This window comes from Ignatzschineria indica (assembly GCF_003121925.1).
In the GTDB taxonomy this organism is placed as follows: Bacteria; Pseudomonadota; Gammaproteobacteria; order Cardiobacteriales; family Wohlfahrtiimonadaceae; genus Ignatzschineria; species Ignatzschineria indica.
In genome coordinates this window covers 122616-144007 of record NZ_QEWR01000002.1, presented here as the reverse complement: position 1 = coordinate 144007, position 21392 = coordinate 122616, and the positions used below count along the sequence as shown (strand labels likewise).

Here is a 21392-nt window from a genome sequence, read left to right as displayed (position 1 = left end):
AAAGAGCCTTTAATTGGTAATTCTTTACCCTCAAAGGGAGAATCTCTAACGATTATAATGCTTAATAAATTGTTTAAAGCGATCTGACTGAGGATTCGTAAAGAGTTCATGGGGCGCGCCCTCCTCTTCAATTTTACCTTCATGGAAGAAGACGACACGATTAGAAACATTACGCGCAAAATCCATCTCATGGGTAACAACAATCATCGTCATCCCCTCTTTTGCTAAATCTTGCATCACTGTTAATACCTCATGCACTAATTCTGGATCAAGTGCTGATGTCGGCTCATCAAAGAGAATAACACTCGGCTCCATCGCTAAAGCGCGCGCAATTGCAACACGTTGCTGCTGCCCACCTGATAAAGAAATAGGGTAATCATTCACTCGCTCACTCATCCCTACTTTAGCTAAAAGCGCTAAAGCGCGCTCTTTTGCCTCTTTTTTCGAGAGTCCTAAAACATGAATAGGCGCTTCGATCATATTTTCAAGTACCGTCATATGCCCCCAAAGATTAAAGTTTTGGAATACCATCCCTAATTCAGTACGCATCTTCTGAAGCGCTTTAGGATCTTTTGCCACTAAACCATCAGGGCCAGGTACTAAAATGAGCTTCTCGCCATTGAGCGTTATCTCTCCTTGATCTGGATTCTCCAATAAATTAATACACCGTAAAAAAGTACTCTTACCGGAGCCAGAAGCCCCTAACATCGAGACAACATCTCCCTTATTTAAGGTCAATGAGATCCCTTTTAAGATCTCTCTATCCCCAAAAGACTTATGGATATTTTCAACGACTAACGTAGGCTGACTGCTCATAATATGATGATTCCTAATATTCAAATAAGATAAGGCAAGCTCTTTATTATAACAACATTCACCAAGAAACGACTGAACATTTCTTAGAAAGTTCCCGAGCTAATAGGACAAAAGGGCCAAAACATAGTGTATAATAACGAAATCAAAAAATAGCTGTAGAAAGTGGCATATTACCACCATTTTCAACACTACTTTAGTGGCGGTTTTTACATGCTTCCTAGACTATTTGCCCGAAAACTGCTGACTAAAACCTACAATTGATACCAATATACAGATGCAACAATATATTTGATGTATCAAAGATAGATGCATCGCCATACATTGATAGATATCCCTTCTAGATTCAAGATCTAGGATTTAGAATTTAGATCCTAAACTAGGATTAAAATGTATAATCAAAAAATCTGTATCAAACTGTCTAGTGGCAGCTTTAAACAATATTTAACGATATCGTTAGCGAAATTATTAATATTAAGCTTGTTAAGCACATTTGAGTATTAAAAACTGAGTATTAAAACTCTACTTAAATCCTGCTTAAAGACGATTAAACTCTATTTAAACCCTATTTAAACTTTATTAAACGACTATAAAATAAAGGATTTTTTTGAATGAAACCAACCTACGAAGCGGCCGTAATTGAAGCATCAGCGCAAGAATTTTGGGAAAAGAATGCTTCTTTTAAAGTAGAAGATAAAACCGATAAGCCAAATTACTACTGTCTTTCGATGTTCCCCTACCCATCCGGTAGACTCCATATGGGCCATGTCCGTAACTACACTATTGGTGACGTTATCACCCGCTATAAAAAGATGAGTGGCTACAATGTCATGCAACCGATTGGCTGGGATGCATTTGGGATGCCGGCTGAAAATGCGGCGATCGATAACAAGGTCTCTCCTAATGATTGGACGCAGAAGAATATTATCTATATGCGTAAACAATTTAGAGAGCTTGGATTTGGCTTCGACTGGTCCCGCGAGTTCTCTACTTGCGATCCTGAATATTATGGTTGGGAGCAATGGTTTTTCCTCCAGCTCTATAAAAAAGGGGTTATCTATCGTAAAAAAGGGATCGTTAATTGGGACCCTGTAGATCAAACAGTACTTGCTAATGAGCAGGTTATTGATGGGCGTGGCTGGCGTTCTGATGCACTTGTGGAGCGCCGTGAGATCCCCATGTACTACTTCAAAATTACCGATTATGCCGATGAGTTATTGGAAGATCTCGCACTTTTAGAAGAGTGGCCTGAGCAAGTCAGAACAATGCAGGCAAATTGGATTGGGCGTTCAGAAGGGATGGAGGTAACATTCCTCCATGAAGGTGGGCAATTTAATGTCTTCACTACTCGCCCCGACACATTGATGGGTGTTACCTATGTTGCAGTCGCTCCTGAGCATGCTATTGCCGCAAAAGCAGCAGAAAACAATCCTCAATTAGCAGAGTTTATTAAAGAGTGTCAAAAAACAGGCACCAGTGAAGCTGACTTTGCTACACAAGAAGCTAAAGGAATGCCAACCGGAGAGTTTGCAACTCATCCCCTAACAGGTGAAAAGGTTGAGATCTGGGTCGCTAACTATGTCTTAATGGCTTATGGTGATGGCGCGGTAATGGCCGTTCCGGCGCATGATGCTCGTGATTTTGCCTTTGCTAAAAAGTATAACCTCCCTATCAAAGTTGTTATCAAACCAGAAAATGGGGACATCAGCACCGATACATGGCATGAGTCACTCGCAGAACATGGTACATTGATCAATTCCGGTGAGTTTGATGGTCTTAATTTTGAAGAAGCCTTTAGTAAGATTGGCGCAGCATTAGAGGCTAAAGGTTTAGGTAAACCGAAGACGCAATATCGCTTACGCGACTGGGGAATTTCACGTCAACGCTATTGGGGTTGCCCAATCCCTATCATCAACTGCCCAAGCTGTGGCGAAGTACCTGTTCCTGAAAAAGATCTACCTGTAGTCTTACCAACCGATTGCATTCCGGATGGAAGTGGAAATCCTCTTAATAAATTAGACTCTTTCAAAAATGTAGCATGCCCAAAATGTGGTGGTGCAGCTGAGCGCGAAACTGACACGATGGATACTTTTGTTGAGTCCTCTTGGTATTACGCTCGTTTTGCATGTAGCAATTATGAGAAAGGAATGATCGACCCTGAAGCGGCAACAGCATGGCTTCCTGTCGACCAATATATTGGGGGTGTTGAGCATGCCATCCTCCACCTTCTCTACTCACGCTTCTTCCATAAGCTAATGCGTAATGAAGGTTTATTAGGCGATATTGAGAAAGTGGGCCCTGAACCCTTTAAAGCACTCTTAACTCAAGGAATGGTTGTCTCTCCTTCATTCTTCCGCCATAGCTCAAAAGGCTATGAATGGTTTAACATTAAAGATGTTGAAGTTCGTGAGAATAATGGTGAGAAAGAGTATTTCTTAAAAGCAGATGGTAAACCTGTTACCTACTACGGTATCCAAAAAATGGGGAAATCGAAGAATAATGGGGTTGATCCAGAAGCGATTGTTAAAGAGTATGGTGCAGATGTCTCGCGTCTCTTTATGATGTTTACCTCTCCTCCTGAGCAGACACTTGAGTGGTCAGCATCTGGGCTAGAAGGTGCAGATCGATTCTTACGTCGTGTTTGGAACTTCGCTTATGAGAATCAGGCGATCTTAAAAGATTTAACCCTCAGCTGTGAAGCATTAACAGAAAAGAGCGCTAAAGATGCACGTCGCGAGATTCATCAAGAGCTGAAGAAAGCACTCTACGATTATGAGCGATTCCACTTTAATACGGTTATCTCTGCCAATATGATTATGCTCAATACTTTGAGTAAATTAGGTGACTCAAGAGATGAAGCAGCAGTGAAGCAGGAAGGCTTCTCTATTATGCTTCGCCTACTTAGCCCAATTGTTCCCCATATTACACATACAATCTGGACAACACTATTTGGTGATGACATCCTCAACCACCCTCTTCCTGAGGTTGTTGCAGAAGCTCTCGTATCAGATGAAGTAAAATATATGGTTCAAGTTAATGGTCGCTTAAGAGGGGAGATTATTGTCCCAGCCTCTGCCTCAAAAGAGGAGATAGAAAAAGCAGCTCTTGCAAATGAGAATGCTGCTAAATTTATTGAAGGTGAAATCCGTCGAATTATTGTCGTGCCTAATCGTTTAGTGAATATTGTTGCAAATTAATCCAATAGTACTCATTATTCATTCAGTAATTTTTATCCAATAACTCTCTCACTATCGAGAGAGTTATAACACGATAACAGTTATCTCGATAGTACCCTACGACAACTAACGATAACTATATAAAAACCCCAACAAGTTAAACTTGCTGGGGTTTTCTTAATTAATCTTCTTAATTAATCTTCTTAGTTGTTTTTCTTAAATAGTTACTTAATAGCTTAATTAACTATTAGAGACTAACTTTAACGACTAAAGATTAGCTACTAGAGTGCTGCTAAAACAGCATTAAAAGTCTCACTTGGTCGCATCGCTTTAATCGCTTTTTCATCAATTGGGCGATAATAACCACCAATATCTTGTGCTTTACCTTGGGCGCTAATTAACTCTTCATTAATCTTCGCTTCATTTGTTGCCAACTCTTGATGTACTTTAGTGAAGATCTCTTTTAACTCTGCATCTTGATCCTGATTTGCTAACGCTTCTGCCCAGTAGAGTGCAAGATAAAAGTGCGAACCTCGATTATCGATTTGACCCAATTTTCTTGCAGGTGAGCGATCCTCTTTCAAGAACTTACTATTTGCAATATCAAGCGCATCAGCCAAGACTAAGGCTTTTGGATTCTCTTGAGTGCGTCCAAGATGCTTGAGCGATTCTGCCAATGCTAGGAATTCACCCAATGAATCCCAACGAAGATACCCCTCCGTTAAGAATTGCTCTACATGCTTAGGCGCTGAACCTCCTGCTCCTGTTTCAAAGAGGCCGCCTCCTTTCATCAACGGAACGATTGAGAGCATCTTCGCTGAAGTACCAAGCTCAAGAATAGGGAACAGATCCGTTAAGTAATCACGTAGAACGTTACCTGTTACAGAGATCGTATCTTTTCCTTCTCTGATACGTTTTAACGTATGCTTTGCCGCAGAGATAGGATCCATAATTTGAATATCAAGACCATTTGTATCATGATCTTTTAAGTAGCGTTCGACTTTCTTGATCATTTCACGATCATGCGCACGCTGCGGATCTAACCAGAAAACAGCAGGGGTATCTGAAAGTCGTGCACGCGTTACTGCTAATTTTACCCAATCTTGAATAGGTGCATCTTTCGCTTGACACATTCTGAAGATATCACCCTTCTCTACTTTTTGACTCATCAAAATTGTGCCATCTTTCGCTACAACATCGATAACACCATCAGCCTCTGCCTGGAATGTCTTATCATGTGAGCCATACTCTTCTGCTTTTTGTGCCATTAAACCAACATTAGGTACCGTACCCATTGTACGAGGATCTAAGGCACCATTGGCAATACAATCTTCAATTGTTGCCGCAAAAACGCCTGAATAGCAACGGTCAGGAATAATAGCGACGGTATCTTCCGTCTTATTATCACGGTTCCACATCTTCCCCCCTGCACGAATCATCGCCGGCATTGAGGCATCAACAATAACATCTGAAGGGACATGAAGATTGGTAATTCCCTTATCGGAATCAACCATTGCAAGACGCGGACCTTTCTCAATTGCCGCATCGATTGCTGCAACCACTTCCGCCTCTTTCTCATGACCTTTAATCTTGGCGTAGATATCTCCAAGACCATTACGGGTATCGACTCCTAACTCCTTAAAGAGATCGCTATATTGTGCAAATAGATCGGCAAAATAGACCTCAACTATCGCACCAAACATAATAGGATCTGATACTTTCATCATTGTTGCTTTCAAATGTGCTGAGAGAAGGACATCTTTCTCTTTTGCTTCTTTAATCGCCTCAGTAACAAATGCTTTTAATTTAGCAAGATTCATGACCGAGGAATCAACAATTTCACCTTTTAATAGGGGCGCATAATCTTTTAGGGTTTTCTCACCCTCCGCTCCTTTAAAGACAATTTTATACTCTGTTGCTTCAGGGATCGTAACAGATTGCTCTGTTCCATAGAAATCCCCTTCACTCATTGTTGCAACAGCTGTTTTTGAATCTTTTTTCCACTCACCCATTGAATGCGGATTATTGCGCGCAAATTCCTTAATTGCTGCCGGTGCCCTACGATCCGAGTTCCCTTCACGTAATACAGGATTGACAGCAGACCCTAACACACGCGCATAACGTGCTTTGATTTCTGCCTCTTTCTCATCTTTTGGCTCTTCAGGAAAATCAGGGATAGCAAAACCTGCCGCCTGTAGCTCTGCAATTGCGCGCTTTAACTGTGGAATAGATGCCGAAATATTAGGGAGTTTAATAATATTTGTTTTAGGATCTTGTGTTAAATGACCTAGCTCTGAAAGAGCATCCTCAACACGTTGCTCTTCTGTGAGAAGATCAGGGAAAAGCGCTAAGATTCTTCCCGTAAGTGAGATATCCTTAACCTCGATATCGATCTCAGCAGGAGAGGTGAAAGCTTCTACGATCGGAAGAAATGAGTAGGTTGCAAGCGCTGGCGCCTCATCTGTCTTTGTATAAAAAATCTTAGATTTTGCCATATTTGTTATCTATCCTTATCAGTATGTGAATATATATAATATCTAACTTAAAATTGTTTGATCAATATTGCATTAAATTATTTTATTATCAAATATTTGCTACCCTATCTCTTTCTCCTATAACCTCTTCATGCAGATCCTCTTCATGCAGATTAATCATGGAAAAGTCCATTGATGATCTCTTTATTTGAGACCCGCTTCATTGATACTCAATAACAGTTATCCCTAAAACTATCGCAACAATCTAATTTGTTGTTCATTATTAGGTCTTTCTCTCTATTGATATCACTCAGAAGCTGACCATATTACAAAGGTCATTAAAAGGTCATTAAATAGATAAAGAAAGAGAGGAAGGATTAGCAAAGAACTTTAGCAGTATATAAGAGATGGCTAAGAATTAGCAAATGATCCCCAATGATGGATAAAAATGAAGCTTAATCTGAGAATTAATCAAGAAGCTCATTCAACTTTGCCATGACAACCTCAATAGCACCTTGATTTTGAGCCATTGTTTTCTGTGCGGCAGCGCCGTAACTTTCACGGAGAGAGGGATCATTTGCAAAGTCGATGACAACCTCCGCTAGCTGATCTGCATCTACCTGTATCAATGCTCTACTTTCAAGGAAGTTGAACAAGGTCTCCCGATTCTCCTCCATATGGGGCCCAACAATAATTGGTTTAGCAAAATAGGCCGGCTCTAAGATATTATGCCCACCAATTGGGACAAAGCTACCGCCAACCGTCACAATATCAGCAAAGAGATAGAAGAGTAGTAATTCTCCTAAAGTGTCGATCAGCCAAATATCTGCATTTGGATTGAGCATTAAAAGATCTCCTTCGCTGCGAATAGAGATCTTAAAATCATGCGCATCTGCATACTCCTCTAATAGATAGCGCACCTCTTGAAAGCGCTCAGGATGGCGTGGTACCAAAATTAATTTAAGATGCGGTGCTCGGCGACGCGCCTTAATATAGGCCTCAACAACAATCTCTTCCTCCTCTTCATGAGTGCTTGCAGCGATCCAATAGATCGAGCGAGGCGAGCGCTGTGCTACTAAAGGCTCTACTTTTTGATAGAGGGTATCTGAAACGGTAAGATCATATTTAATATTCCCCATCCGCTCTACCGATTTCGCTCCCAAAACTTCAAAGCGTAAGGTATCTTCATCCGTCTGTGTTAAAACATCCACAGACTTCAAGAGCCGATGCATCGCTGGAGCAATTTTTTGATAACGACGATAAGAACGATCAGAGAGACATGCGCTAATAATAAGCAGAGGAATGTGACGCTTTCCTGCTTGATAGATTAAATTAGGCCAAATCTCGGTCTCCATAATCAGAATCGCTTTAGGTTTTACCTGCGCCAGAAAGCGAGAAACAGAAGGACCAAAATCGAGTGGCAGATAGGAGTGATAAAGCGCTCCAGAGGCGATCTCTTTCTTAAATGTGCGAACAATTTGATCACTACCGGTTAAAGTGGTTGCAGTAAAAAGGATCGAGTACTGCTTCTCTTGTAGTAATCTTCGAACTAATGGGGTGACGGCACGCACTTCTCCCAATGAAACAGCATGAATCACTAGATCAGCTGCCGGCAATTTATGAAAACCAAAGCGATGTAAAAAGGAACGTACACCTAATGGGGAGCGCCAATCTCGAAAAAGCCGAGTGACAATAATAATGGGTAAAAGAACCCACCACAACAACCTATAGAGTGTCAAAACTATCATATATTGTTATTCCATACAGACTTCATATATCTTTCTTTATCTTTATTCTATCTTCTTCTGTTCTATCTTTTACATCTTTCGTTATCTTACCCTATTAACGCTTCACCGATTAGATCGATCTAATATACCCATATCCGGCCAATATATTTATCCAAATTTATTCAGATAAACAATCAATATTGCACATAAATGATCTTAAAAACAAGAGATATCATCATTGTAGAGATGAAAGCAGCTCTAGTTTTGTCTTAGCCTCGCAAATAGAGCCGCTATTCTATAGAAAGTGGTGAAAAACAGTAAAATCAAATAACCCCTTAATAACAGCCATAAAGAGGTTATTAAGGGGTTGATTATAATATATCGACAATAGCAATAGGTTTAAGTGTATGCGTCAATCTCTTCTACTCTTCAACAACACTTTCAGTTAAAACGGCACCGGTAGGTGTAATGGTGTAACCAAACTCTACAAGGCGCTTATCATATGGAAAGTTGTGGAGTAACACCGCAAGACTCTTTTGAGAAAGCTCATCTAAGCCGAGCGCTTGATAGGCCTTTGCTTGAATATAGAGAGCATCCGACACCGATGTTGTTGCATCATAATTATCGAGAACATATTGCGCACGATTGGCAGCACCCACATATGCATGACGATCAAGGTAGAATTTTGCTTTATGAATTTCAGCTTCGGCTAATAAATTACGAAGATAGATAACGCGCTCAGCTGAATCTTCCGCATAATCACCATCAGGATAGCGCTCGATTACCGTCATAAATGATTGGAGCGATTCTTTCATCTGATTCTGATCAATCTTCGCCCGATCGGGAGGAAGAAGTTTATCAAGTATCGATCTTGCTCTATCAAAGTTGATCAAACCTTGCATGTAGTAGAGATAGTCGATACTCTCATGGTGAGGGTAGAGTCTAATAAAGGTATCGATCTCTGCTAAAGCTTTATCATGATCACGATTATGGTAATGAGCATAAATCTTATTTAATTTTGCTTGTTCAGCAAGACTTGTATTTGGGAATCTTGCTTCAATAGCCTCATAGTGTTGAACTGCAACCTCATAGCTAGCACCTTCTAAGTTTTTATTCCCCTCCTCTAAAAGATCCTGTCCCGTCATTGCGTAGTACTTATCATCTTTTTTAGCAGAGGTCGAACCACAAGCGGAAATAACGCCAGCAGTGATTAGTATCATAAAAATTTTTAGTGTTTTCGCTTTCATTTTATTACTATAGGTCCAACAAATTGAATTAATTCTTCGAGATTATACAGATAAATTATGAAACAGTCAGAAACTTTTACTATCACAATCCCCGAACATCTAGCCGGAGAGCGCATCGATGCGATCCTTCCGCTTCTTCAGCCTAATCTATCTCGAAGCCAAGGGCAACGTCTTATTAAGAATGGTCAAGTCCTTCTCAATGGCGAAGTACCTCGCCCGAGAGATAGTGTCTCTTCTCAAGATATTATTCAACTAACTATCGAAAAAAATCAATCAGATAGTGAAGAAATTGTCCCAGAGAAGATCGATCTTGACATTATTTTTGAAGATGATGACATCATTGTCCTCAACAAACCTGCGGGTATGGTTGTTCATCCTGGTGCCGGCAATCAACAGGGAACGCTTGCAAATGCACTCCTTCACCACTGCCCAGAGTTAGCAAATTTAAGTCGTGCCGGTATTGTTCATCGCCTCGATAAAGAGACCTCCGGCATTTTAGTTATTGCCAAAAATATGGCAGCAGAAGAGAATCTCATTGAGCAATTTAAAGCCAGAACACCGACTAAGATCTACCACGCCCTTGTGATAGGAGAGATGATCTCTGGCCGCACCATTGATGCCCCTATTGGTCGCAACCCTCATCGCCGGAAACATATGTGGGTTACAGAGACTGATGAGGAGGGTAACAATGAAGGTAAAGAGGCGATCACCCATGTTCGTGTTAAAGAGCGCTTTAGGGCTCATACGCTTTTAGAGGTCAATATAGAGACCGGCAGAACTCACCAAATTCGTGTCCATATGCAACATATTAACTACCCTATTGTTGGTGATAGTGATTATGGTGCGCGTCTTCGGATACCCAAAAAATTTGGGCAACACGCTGAAAATGTCTTAAGAGGATTTAAACGTCAAGCACTACATGCTTACTCTATTGCCTTCGATCATCCACGTACGGGGGAGTCCCTCTCTTTTGAGCAACCTTGGCCTAATGATCTCAAAAATCTAGTAGATGCCATTCGAGAGGAGAGTATCGCTTATGAGCAGCAAGATCATTAAACAAGATAATGGGATCGTAGTTATTGCTCCGAACTGGCCCCTCTCCCAACGGATAAAGGCTTTTACAACAACGCGCAAAGGTGGGGTTTCTCAAGGAGATTACGCTGGTCTTAATTTGAGCTTAAGTTCTGCTGACCGACGGGAAGATGTATTGGCTAATAGAGAGCGCCTCAGAGAGACCTTTAAAATTCCCGGCATCCACTTCTCATTGACCCAAATTCACTCCAATCTCTCTGTACCCATCTTACCTGAGTGGAATGGTGCCGGCGCCGATGCAGCTTACACCAGCGAGCTCAATCAACCGGCAATGATTTTAACCGCAGATTGCTTGCCTATCCTCATCTCTAATCGTCAAGAGAGCGTTGTAACTGCCATTCATGCAGGATGGCGCTCACTTTTGATGGATATTATTGAAAATAGTGTTCACGCTTTAAAGCAAAAAAGTGACGATCTCTTTGTCTGGCTAGGCCCTGCAATCTCCCAAAAAGCATTTGAGATTGGTCCTGAGGTGAAATCCGCCTTTCAATATCGTAATACCCTACTGAAAAATATCAGCAATATAGAGAGAGATCACCCTTCACTATTTATCCCCTCTCCCAATAATGGAAAGTATCTTGCTGATATCTACCAACTCGCAAAATTACGTTTAAAGAATCTCGGTATCCCTGGAACACAAATTTATGGAGGAGATCTTTGCACTTACTCAGATCCCTCCCTCTTCTACTCTTATCGCCGAGATGGCGTTAAATCGGGACGCATGGCAAGTTATATCTGGATTCAAGAGGGCTAAGTTGTAAAAGGTGAGCCTATATCTCCGATAACTACAATTGAGTGTCCAAAGCGATAACAGACAAAACAGATCGGAAATCGCCAACAAACTAACCTGAAGTTATTAGAGAAATAGGCTAAAATAGAGCGTTAAAAATTATCGAGATCATCGATCGATATCTACAAACTTGCGAGATTTATAACTAGTTATGTCCACAGTACAATATAAGAAATTTTATATTCAAACCCAGGGCTGTCAGATGAATGAGTATGACTCAGAGAAGATGGCAGACTCACTCAAAGCATTTTGCAACTTAGAACAGACCGACAAGATTGAAGAAGCAGACCTTTTTATACTCAATACCTGCTCAATTCGTGAAAAAGCACAAGAGAAAGTCTTCTCTGAATTAGGTCGTTGGCGCAAACATAAAGAGGAGAACCCTCACATTGTGATCGCTGTTGGCGGATGTGTGGCATCACAAGAAGGGGAAGCGATTAAGAAGCGCGCGCCCTTTGTTGATATTATCTTTGGTCCTCAAACGCTCCATCGCCTCCCAAAAATGCTCAATGACGTTTGGCAAGGTAATGGGACTCAGGTAGATGTCTCTTTCCCTGAAATAGAGAAATTTGATCACCTTCCTAAGCCTCGCGCTGAAGGCGTTACCGCATTTGTCTCAATTATGGAAGGATGCAATAAATATTGCTCTTTCTGTATTGTCCCCTATACGCGTGGCGAAGAGATCTCGCGCCCCTTTATCGATGTGCTTGGAGAGATCGCGTCACTTGCTGAACAAGGAGTTCGCGAGGTAACACTCCTTGGGCAAAATGTGAATGATTACCAAGGTGAGATGCCCGATGGCAAAATTGGAGATCTAGCACTTCTTATTGAGTATGTCGCTGAGATTGAAGGTATTGAGAGAATTCGCTATACCACATCTCATCCAATTGCCTTTAATGATCGCCTAATCGAAGCTTATGCGCGTGTTCCAAAGCTTGTCTCTCATCTCCATCTTCCTGTTCAGTCAGGATCAGATCATATTTTGATGATGATGAAACGAAACCATACGGTATTAGAGTATAAAGCCAAAATTAAGAAGCTCCGTGCAATTCGCCCAGATATCTCTATCTCCACCGATATTATCGTCGGCTTCCCTGGAGAGAGTGAGGCAGATTTTGAGGCAACAATGAAACTCGTAGAGGATATCCATTACGACCATTCATTTAGCTTCATCTACTCAGCAAGACCGGGAACACCAGCAGCTAATCTACCCGATGATGTCTCTTTAGAAGAGAAAAAAGCGCGTCTTGCTCGCCTTCAAGCAAAGTTAACTGAGCAGGCAACCGCTATTTCACAATCGATGGTCGGCACTGTACAACGCATTTTAGTTGATCGCCCATCCCGCAATAACCCGAAAGAACTTGCTGGAAGAACCGAAAATAATCGTGTCGTAAACTTTGAAGCGCCTAATTCACTCATTGGCCACTTCTGTGATGTGATTATTACAGAAGCTCAACCAAACTCCTTACGTGGGCGTTTAGTTGTCACAGAGCAATAAGAGCTAAAAGAGAGATCCACTCAATGTTGATCTCTCTTTCTCTATCTGCCACTTTTATCCATCCATATTTGTACAAATAAATAACTTGCCTGTTGAATATAGAAATTAAAGCCACATAATCTCATTTACAAATAGAGATAATTTCTATGTTACACATTTTGACCATTAACTAAGGACAGATCTCTTAACCGCGTTACTCTTTAACCCCCATACTTAAATCGCAACGAGCAAAATTTTAGATGGAGAGTTGAAGGAAGAGTAAGTCTTCCACAAAAGAGTTACCTCTCAAGGATTGTTTAAAGGAATATTATGAATATCAATAAAATGACTTTTCACGCAGCACATAGTGCTCTCGAACAACATCAGACAGATTGTCTTGTTGTCGGCGCTTTTGAAGGGAAACTAACTGCGACAGCAGAAAAATTAGATACTCTCTTAAATGGAGAATTAGGAAGATTAGTAGAGAGTGGTGATATCAGCGGAAAAGCCGGCGAAGTGCTACCACTTCTTGGATTAAACGCTATCAAAGCTAAGCGCCTATTAGTGGTCGGTCTTGGGCAAGAAGAGAAATATAATATCGACATCATGCGTAAAGCTGTTGCGGCTGCAACTCGCTGGATTAAATCAACCCCGGCAAAAGATGCTACCTTTGCCTTACTCGAAAATTGCAAGCGTAAAGCAACTTCAATTCCAGCACTCATCCAATCTATCGGCGATGTGCTCTATCAATTTGCAGCTGAGAAAAAAGAGAAAGTTAAAGCGCTAGAGCTCAAAACAATCACAATTTTAGATAGCAATGAAGAAGCAGGTATTGCAGAAGCAGTTGCCTATGGCCAAGCATTAGTTAACGGTATGTCTTTAACAAAAACATTAGCGAATATGCCGGCAAATATGATGACACCTAAAGATCTTGGCGAAGCTGCGCTAAAACTTGCAGAAAAATACCCAAGCATCAAAGCAACCGTTCTCAATAAAGATGATATCAAGAAATTAGGTATGGGTGCTTTTCTCGCAGTAGCACAAGGTTCAAAAGAGAAACCTCGCTTTATTGTGCTCGAATATATCCATGATGAGATGCAAGATGAAGCACCTATCGCTTTAGTCGGTAAAGGGGTCACTTTTGATACAGGAGGCATCTCACTCAAACCAGGCGCGGCGATGGATGAGATGAAGTACGATATGGGCGGTGCAGCTTCTGTATTAGGAACTTTCAGAGCACTTGCTGAGCTCAATTTAAAAGCGAATGTGATCGGCTTAATCCCAGCAACAGAGAATATGCCATCTGGCAAAGCTGTAAAACCGGGTGATGTTGTTACTTCAATGTCTGGTCAGACAATTGAGATCCTCAATACTGATGCTGAAGGCCGTCTCATTCTCTGTGATGCCCTAACCTATGCAACACAATTTAAACCTAAAGCGATTGTCGATATTGCAACATTAACAGGTGCAATTATCGTGGCATTAGGTCATGAAGTATCGGGACTCTTTAGTAATAATGATTCACTGAGCAATAAGTTAAAAGAGTCAGCAGAGACAACTCGCGATTACGTGTGGGAATTCCCTATTTGGAATCATATCTTCCAACCAATGCTCGATTCCAACTTTGCTGATATGGGGAATATTAGCAGTGGTGGTCGCGGTGCAGGATCAATTACCGCAGCTTGCTTCCTTGAGCGCTTTGTAGAAGATTACCCTTGGGCTCACCTTGATATTGCCGGAACGGCATGGACTTCGGGTAAAGAAAAAGGGGCAACAGCACGTCCTGTTCCACTACTTCTTGACTTCATCAAGAACTATCAAGATTAAATTAGGTAGAATAGATTGAGATTAATAAGAAATTATCGTTAAACTCTTACTGAAGACCCTATTTGAAGCCCTCAATTAAATTAAAAGCTTTATTATTTAGGGTCTTCTATCGCTAATATCTTAACTTTATAAATCTATTCTGATGTTATAGCTTTTATTTTCATTCCGATTTTTATTTTGGTTTTTTTATTCTTATTTTAACCTCTATTACAGCCTATTAGTTAGTTACAACTGTTTAGTGACATAATTGCGTAATTACATAATTTTATAATTGTGCAATGAGAAGTGAAAGTAGAAAATCGCAATTATTCAGTTATCATACGTAAACTATCTAATCTGTAAATTGACTCTCAAAAGGAGATACATCATGGCAATTCGTGTTGGTATTAATGGTTTTGGTCGTATTGGTCGCTTTGTTTTCCGTGCAGCATGCGAACGCAACGATATTGAAGTGGTTGGAATCAACGATCTAATCGATGTTGATTACATGGCTTATATGCTCAAATATGACTCTACACATGGTCGTTTCAATGGCACAGTAGAAGTTGAAGATGGGCACTTAGTGGTCAATGGCAAGAAGATCCGCGTTACATCTGAAAGAGACCCAGAAAACCTTAAGTGGGATGAGATCAATGTTGATGTTGTTGTTGAAGGAACGGGCCTCTTCTTAACTGATGAAACAGCACGTAAACATATTACAGCAGGCGCTAAAAAAGTTGTCATGACGGGCCCTTCAAAAGATAAGACACCAATGTTTGTTATCGGTGTTAATGAAAACACCTATAAAGGCGAAGATATCGTTTCAAACGCATCATGTACAACCAACTGCTTAGCACCTATCGCTAAAGTACTTAACGATACTTGGGGTATTGAATCAGGTCTTATGACGACAGTTCACGCAACAACTGCAACTCAAAAAACGGTTGATGGTCCTTCTGCTAAAGATTGGAGAGGTGGCCGTGGCGCATCACAAAATATCATCCCTTCATCAACAGGTGCTGCTAAAGCTGTGGGTGTTGTTATCCCTGAACTTAACGGTAAATTAACCGGTATGTCTTTCCGCGTTCCAACCCCTAACGTTTCTGTTGTTGACTTAACTGTTAACTTGAAGAAGCCTGCAACTTATGATGAAATCTGCGCAAAAATGAAAGAGATGGCAGAAGGTGAGTTAAAAGGTGTTTTAGGCTATACCGAAGATGCAGTTGTATCAACAGACTTCTTAGGTGAAGTATGCACCTCTGTCTTTGATGCAAAAGCGGGTATCGCTTTAACGGATACTTTTGTTAAAGTTGTATCTTGGTATGACAATGAGATCGGTTACTCTAATAAAGTTCTCGACTTAGTAGCACATATCTCTAAGTAATTTTAATTTCCCCAAAAATTACCTTTCAAATATCAAAATCGTAATAATAGAGAGATCTAATACTCATACATAGAGATTAGATCTCTTTTTTTATGTCTATCTTTTATGTCTATCCTTTACGTCTATCTATTTACTTAAATTCACTTGAGATAAGTGTCTAATGATTAGTGTCTAATATCTAGCTATTTACTTCTCTTTTTAAAAAAAAGATCTATTATGGGAAAGTTTTGTACGCACAAAAGAGGCGAATCAAAATAGTGATTACTCCCAATTGGACAAAACAGACCTATAATTCATAGAACTTTATTTTATCAATCATTCATGGAGTCCCACCGATGTCTCAACCTCAAGATATCAACTATAGCCAAGGTATTGTCCCGCAAGAACAACGAAAAAGTCTTATCTCCCTCTCCTTTATTATGTTAGGCCTCACTTTCTTCTCAGCAAGTATGCTAGCTGGAGGACGTGTAGGAGCGGGCTTAAACCTCAATAACTTCTTTATCGCGATCTTAATTGGTAACTCATTTTTAGCGATCTACACCGCATTTTTAGGCTATATTGGTGTCAAAACGGGGTTAACAACTCATCTTTTAGCACGCTACGCTTTTGGTCGTCGCGGGGCTTGGCTCCCTTCCCTACTTCTTGCTGGCACACAAGTGGGTTGGTTTGGTGTTGGTGTTGCAATGTTTGTTATTCCTGTGAGTGAAGTAACTGGCATCAATCTCTATCTTCTTATCGCTATTGCCGGGGCCCTGATGACAGGGACAATGTATTTTGGTATCGGCGCAATTGCTGCTCTTTCAATTTTAGCAGTCCCCTCTATGAGTATTCTTGGAATCTATTCTGTCTGGGAAGCTGTCGATTCTGTCGGTGGTGTTCAAGCACTTGCAGCTGTTGAACCAACTGATCCACTCACTATGGCAAGCGCTCTGAGTATTGTTATCGGCTCTTTTATTAGTGCCGGCACATTGACAGCAGATTTTCTTCGCTTTGGACGCAATGCTAAAACTGCGATTATTGCTGCAGTCCTTGCATTCTTCATTGGCAACTCTTTAATGTTTATCTTTGGAGCAATTGGTACTTTAGCCTTAGGAAAAGCCGATATTTTTGATGTGATGCTGATCCAAGGCTTAATTATCCCGGCAATTCTTATTTTAGGCTTAAATATCTGGACGACTAATAATAATGCACTCTATGCATCAGGACTGGGCTTTTCGAGCATCACAGGGATCTCTAGTCGCAAGCTCTCTATGATTTTAGGATTTATCGGTACCATTAGTTCACTATGGCTCTATAATAACTTTGTCGACTGGCTCATCTTTTTATCATCTGCGATTCCTCCCGTTGGAACAATCCTGATAGCCGACTTCTTTATGCAGAAAAAACGGTATGAGCAGATTACAGAGATGAATGCCATCTTTATGAATTGGAATGCGATTATCGCCGTAATTGCCGGCGTTTTAGCAAGTTATCTTCTCGGAGGCATAGTTCCTCTAAACTCCGTGATCGCATCATTAATCACCTATATACTTCTCGAAAAGACATTAGGTGCTAAAAACCATATTAAATAGATAGGAAATAGGGGTAAGCAAGATGCAACTACTGATTGAAAATACACACCTTCGTAATCATGCCGGACTCTGGAAAGTGCTTATTGCTGATGGGAAATTTGCAAAAATTTTACCACAAGATGAGCCTTTTGAGGTCTCTGAATCGATCAAAAAGATTGATGCGGAAGAGGGGTTATTAATTCCTCCATTTATCGAACCACACATTCATCTCGATACCACTCAAACAGCTGGAGAACCCAAATGGAACCTCTCCGGAACACTCTTTGAAGGTATTGAGCGTTGGGCAGAACGAAAAGCGCTTTTAAATCATGAAGATGTTAAAACTCGAGCATTAAAGACATTAAAATGGCAGATCGCTAATGGTATTCAACATGTTAGAACACATGTCGATATTTCTGATCCTTCATTAGTTGCATTAGAAGCGATGCTTGAGCTTAAAGAAGAGGTAAAAGAGTTTATCGACCTACAAATTGTTGCCTTCCCACAAGAGGGAATCCTCTCCTTTCCCCAAGGTGAAGCACTTCTCGAAGAATCATTAAAGATGGGAGCCGATGTTGTCGGTGGAATCCCTCACTTTGAGTTCACGCGTGAATATGGCGTGCAATCATTAGAGTATCTCTTCGCTCTTGCTAAAAAATATGATCGCCTCATCGATATCCATTGTGATGAGATCGATGATGAGCAATCTCGCTTTGTTGAATCAGTTGCTGCATTTGCTTATCGTGATGAAATAGGAGAGAGAGTCACAGCGAGCCACACAACTGCGATGGGCTCTTATAATGATGCATATACATCCCGCCTCTTTCGTGCTTTCCGTCTCTCAAAAATCAATTTTGTGGCCAATCCATTAGTCAATATTCATCTACAAGGTCGTTTCGACAGTTACCCTAAACGTAGAGGGATGACGCGCGTTAAAGAGCTCTTAAAAGCAGGACTCAATGTTGCTTTTGGTCATGACGATGTTTTTGATCCTTGGTACCCACTAGGAACGGCGAATATGTTACAAGTTCTTCATATGGGAATGCATGTTGGACAGATGATGGGATATCCTGAACTCAATAATGGTTTAGATCTTATTACCAACAATAGCGCGAAGGTACTTCATCTAGAAAAATATGGTATTGAAGAGGGATTCGATGCAAACTGCTTAATTCTTCCTGCAGAGAATGGTTTTGATGCCTTAAGACGCCAGGTTCCAACCCGCTACTCTATCCGTAGAGGTAAGATTATAGCGACAACAACGTTGCCGGAAACACACATCTACCTTCAATCAGAAGAGAAGATCGACTATCGTCGTTAATCACTTCTAAAATTGCATTGATCTTGGTCGCTATTTCTATTTTTAATCTTCTGTAAATAATCATTAAGTTGGGTATAATGAAAATGATTAATAGTCGAAAAGAGCGCGTCAATAGCACCTTTTAGGGATCGCTCGTTAAGCTATTGAATCAATAAATAACCTAAAAGAATAACTTAAAAGAAAGTGGCAAATATGATACTTGATATTAAGTGTTTGATATAAAGTCTCTATTATTCGTTACCCGAGTATCCGAGACGATATTGATACATAGTATCGATCTATCTTTAGCCTCAACCCAATATTAGGAGTTTAATATGAGTAAACAATATAAAACGATTTTAGTCCCTGTTGATGGTTCTGACGCTTCTCTTAAAGCACTCGATCGTGCAATTGAATTAGCAAAGTTCTATACAAGCAAGTTAGTGATTGCTCACGTTATTGATGTTCGCTCATATTCATTAGCGATTGCTTACCGTGAGCCACTTGAAGAGTATGCAGAAGATAATGCGAAAAAAATTCTTGCAGATGCAGAGCAAAAAGCAAAAGATGCTGGGCTTACAGATATCGCAACCTTGAAGAAAGAAGGTTCACCAAGATCAGTGATCGCTAAGAAGATCGCGCCTGAAGTGAATGCAGATCTTATTGTCATGGGTGCAACAGGTTACGGCATGGTAGAGAGAATGTTTGTTGGATCTGTCTCTGAAAGCACCGTTCGCCACTCAACTTGCGATATCATGATTGTTCGCTAAACAAAAATGAAAAGATAGTAACGATATAAAGAGCTCTTCATTCAAAGGGCTCTTTTACTTTATAGTGAGTTATTCACTCCCCCAAGACAAATTATAAAAATAGAGATTAAGAAGGCGATCAAAATGGCACAAATTTTAGTAGATGCTGATGCTATCCCTAATGTTTTAAAGGAGATTCTCTGCCGGACAGCGATTCGTGAAAGGATAAAAGTTATTTTTATCGCCAATCAGCCTACAAAATTGCCACGTTCTCCCTTTCTGCAAGCAATTCAAGTATTATCAGGATTTGATGTTGCCGATCAACGTATTGTCTCAATGACAGAGAAGAATGACCTTATTATTACTGCCGATATTCCATTAGCGAAAGATGTTCTCGATAAAGGGGGAATTGCTCTCAATCCTCGTGGAGATTTTTATGATTTAGGAAGCATCAATGCCAAACTTGCGATGCGAGATTTTAATGAATTACTTCGTGGTAGTGGGATACAGACTAAAGGCCCTGAACCACTCAATCAACGAGATCGCCAAAACTTCAGTAATAGTCTCGATCGCTGGTTGCGTGATCATCACCGTGCTTGAGAGATGACCTGAGTAGAGATGATCCAAACAGAAGCTTACAGAGCATAACCCCCATTTTGACTTCCCTCTTTCACCATTTCTCCGTTTCTCATTTCTCGGAAAGCTTGATACACTAAGCCCTTCTCTATTTTGGCCTCTTCTCGCCATCCCTTCTCTATCTCTCCTTACGGAACCATGTTAATAGAGTTATTATAAAAGGATTTAATATGAAACTGATACGTAATATTCTAGGTAAAGCAATTCTCTTTTTTGATAGTACTTTTTCCCCTACTCCCGTTAAACGATCAGCGGAAGCGCAAGCAAAGATGGATCAAAAAACAGCTCATCTTGCACTCTATCAATTCCACATGTGCCCTTTCTGCGTTAAAGTGCGCCGCACCATTAAAAGACTCAATCTCAATATTGAATTGAGAGATGCAAAGGATAATGCACAATTTGCAGAAGAGTTACTCACGCAAGGTGGAAAACGTCAAGTCCCCTGCCTTCGCATTGAAAATAGTGATGGTACGGTAAACTGGATGTATGAATCGGATGCTATCAATCAATATCTTGAGAAGATTGCTCACGAAGCTTAAACCTTATTACAATAAGGCTTCTCTTATTCCATAACCCTCTTATTACCCCATAAACTATGAGCCCGAAAGAGTCGATCAATAAAATTTACTCTTTCGGGCTCTACTTATCTGTCTCTAACTATCCGCTGTTAACGATCTGCTTCTACATCTTCTTAACATCACTAATCACGATCTTTGAATGGATCTTAATAATGCCGGAGATCTTATTCAATTTATGAGTAATGAAGTAGGAGAAAGTGGAGAAATTATTGGTTCTCACATGAAGCAGATAATTTGACTCCCCAGTGATGATATAAGCATTAATTACCTCAGGGAGTGTCGCTATGTGATCACAAAAATGTTGATGGCCCGATTCGTCGAGATGCATAAGACCTATCTCAACAAAGGCTTCAATCTCTCTTCCCAATTTCTTTTCGTCTAAAACAGCGCGATATCCTTTAATAATCCCACTATTTTCAAGCTCTTTGACTCTTCGATGACACGCTGAAGGGGAAAGCGATATTCTTTCAGCTAAATCTTGATTCGATAATCGACCATCTTCTTTCAGTGCACGTAAAATCTTTAAATCTATTTCATCTAGTTTCATTTAGAATCTCCTCTCTTTTTATCTCATCTTACCGTATTTAATTCTA

The 21392-nt window shown here is 40.5% G+C and carries 16 protein-coding genes; 11 read left to right on the top strand and 5 right to left on the bottom strand.

Going from position 1 to position 21392, the window contains the following annotated elements; translation table 11 throughout:
* Nucleotides 1–45 precede the first annotated feature (45 nt).
* Complete coding sequence (locus DC082_RS00870; RefSeq protein WP_109235339.1) at nucleotides 46–816, bottom strand: ABC transporter ATP-binding protein; 771 nt, start codon at nucleotides 814–816, stop codon at nucleotides 46–48.
* 608 nt (nucleotides 817–1424) lie between these two features.
* Here DC082_RS00870 and leuS point away from each other — a divergent pair.
* A complete protein-coding gene (gene leuS / locus DC082_RS00865; RefSeq protein WP_109235338.1) occupies nucleotides 1425–4010 on the top strand; it encodes a leucine--tRNA ligase in 2586 nt (861 codons plus the stop codon).
* A 260-nt stretch (nucleotides 4011–4270) separates the two neighbouring features.
* On the opposite strand, the gene DC082_RS00860 is transcribed toward leuS, so the two are convergent.
* The 3 genes from DC082_RS00860 to DC082_RS00850 all read right to left on the bottom strand — a co-directional run bounded on the left by DC082_RS00860 (nucleotide 4271) and on the right by DC082_RS00850 (nucleotide 9437).
* The gene (locus DC082_RS00860; RefSeq protein ID WP_229821517.1) at nucleotides 4271–6484 is read right to left on the bottom strand and encodes an NADP-dependent isocitrate dehydrogenase; all 2214 of its coding nucleotides are present in this window, start codon (nucleotides 6482–6484) and stop codon (nucleotides 4271–4273) included.
* 446 nt (nucleotides 6485–6930) lie between these two features.
* Nucleotides 6931–8211 carry a 3-deoxy-D-manno-octulosonic acid transferase gene (locus DC082_RS00855; RefSeq protein WP_109235336.1) on the bottom strand — a complete coding sequence of 427 codons (1281 nt, stop codon included), beginning with the start codon at nucleotides 8209–8211 and terminating at the stop codon, nucleotides 6931–6933.
* 401 nt (nucleotides 8212–8612) lie between these two features.
* Nucleotides 8613–9437: an outer membrane protein assembly factor BamD gene (locus tag DC082_RS00850; protein WP_109235335.1), complete on the bottom strand. Its 825-nt coding sequence runs from the start codon at nucleotides 9435–9437 to the stop codon at nucleotides 8613–8615.
* 57 nt (nucleotides 9438–9494) lie between these two features.
* Here DC082_RS00850 and DC082_RS00845 point away from each other — a divergent pair, with 57 nt between their 5' ends.
* From DC082_RS00845 to DC082_RS00800, 10 genes are all read left to right on the top strand, one after another.
* On the top strand, nucleotides 9495–10493 hold the full coding sequence (locus tag DC082_RS00845) for an RluA family pseudouridine synthase (RefSeq protein WP_109235334.1): 999 nt from the start codon (nucleotides 9495–9497) through the stop codon (nucleotides 10491–10493).
* Nucleotides 10474–11283: a peptidoglycan editing factor PgeF gene (gene pgeF, locus DC082_RS00840; RefSeq protein ID WP_157957378.1), complete on the top strand. Its 810-nt coding sequence runs from the start codon at nucleotides 10474–10476 to the stop codon at nucleotides 11281–11283. The genes DC082_RS00845 and pgeF overlap by 20 nt, the downstream gene beginning before the upstream one ends.
* A gap of 187 nt (nucleotides 11284–11470) precedes the next feature.
* A complete protein-coding gene (miaB, locus tag DC082_RS00835; RefSeq protein WP_109235332.1) occupies nucleotides 11471–12817 on the top strand; it encodes a tRNA (N6-isopentenyl adenosine(37)-C2)-methylthiotransferase MiaB in 1347 nt (448 codons plus the stop codon).
* A 309-nt stretch (nucleotides 12818–13126) separates the two neighbouring features.
* A complete protein-coding gene (locus DC082_RS00830; RefSeq protein WP_229821512.1) occupies nucleotides 13127–14623 on the top strand; it encodes a leucyl aminopeptidase in 1497 nt (498 codons plus the stop codon).
* A gap of 367 nt (nucleotides 14624–14990) precedes the next feature.
* Nucleotides 14991–15986 carry a type I glyceraldehyde-3-phosphate dehydrogenase gene (gene gap, locus DC082_RS00825; RefSeq protein ID WP_094568197.1) on the top strand — a complete coding sequence of 332 codons (996 nt, stop codon included), beginning with the start codon at nucleotides 14991–14993 and terminating at the stop codon, nucleotides 15984–15986.
* A 335-nt stretch (nucleotides 15987–16321) separates the two neighbouring features.
* Nucleotides 16322–17557, top strand: coding sequence for a cytosine permease (gene codB / locus DC082_RS00820; RefSeq protein ID WP_109235331.1), 1236 nt, complete (start codon nucleotides 16322–16324; stop codon nucleotides 17555–17557).
* A gap of 22 nt (nucleotides 17558–17579) precedes the next feature.
* Complete coding sequence (locus DC082_RS00815; protein ID WP_109235330.1) at nucleotides 17580–18857, top strand: cytosine deaminase; 1278 nt, start codon at nucleotides 17580–17582, stop codon at nucleotides 18855–18857.
* A 314-nt stretch (nucleotides 18858–19171) separates the two neighbouring features.
* Complete coding sequence (locus DC082_RS00810) at nucleotides 19172–19606, top strand: universal stress protein (RefSeq protein ID WP_094568200.1); 435 nt, start codon at nucleotides 19172–19174, stop codon at nucleotides 19604–19606.
* Nucleotides 19607–19729: 123 nt separating this feature from the next.
* Nucleotides 19730–20185, top strand: a complete 456-nt coding sequence (locus DC082_RS00805) for a YaiI/YqxD family protein (protein ID WP_109235329.1) — start codon at nucleotides 19730–19732, stop codon at nucleotides 20183–20185.
* Between the two features lie 206 nt (nucleotides 20186–20391).
* Complete coding sequence (locus tag DC082_RS00800; RefSeq protein ID WP_109235328.1) at nucleotides 20392–20760, top strand: glutaredoxin family protein; 369 nt, start codon at nucleotides 20392–20394, stop codon at nucleotides 20758–20760.
* 142 nt (nucleotides 20761–20902) lie between these two features.
* On the opposite strand, the gene DC082_RS00795 is transcribed toward DC082_RS00800, so the two are convergent.
* A complete protein-coding gene (locus DC082_RS00795; RefSeq protein ID WP_109235327.1) occupies nucleotides 20903–21346 on the bottom strand; it encodes an Lrp/AsnC family transcriptional regulator in 444 nt (147 codons plus the stop codon).
* Nucleotides 21347–21392: the final 46 nt, after the last annotated feature.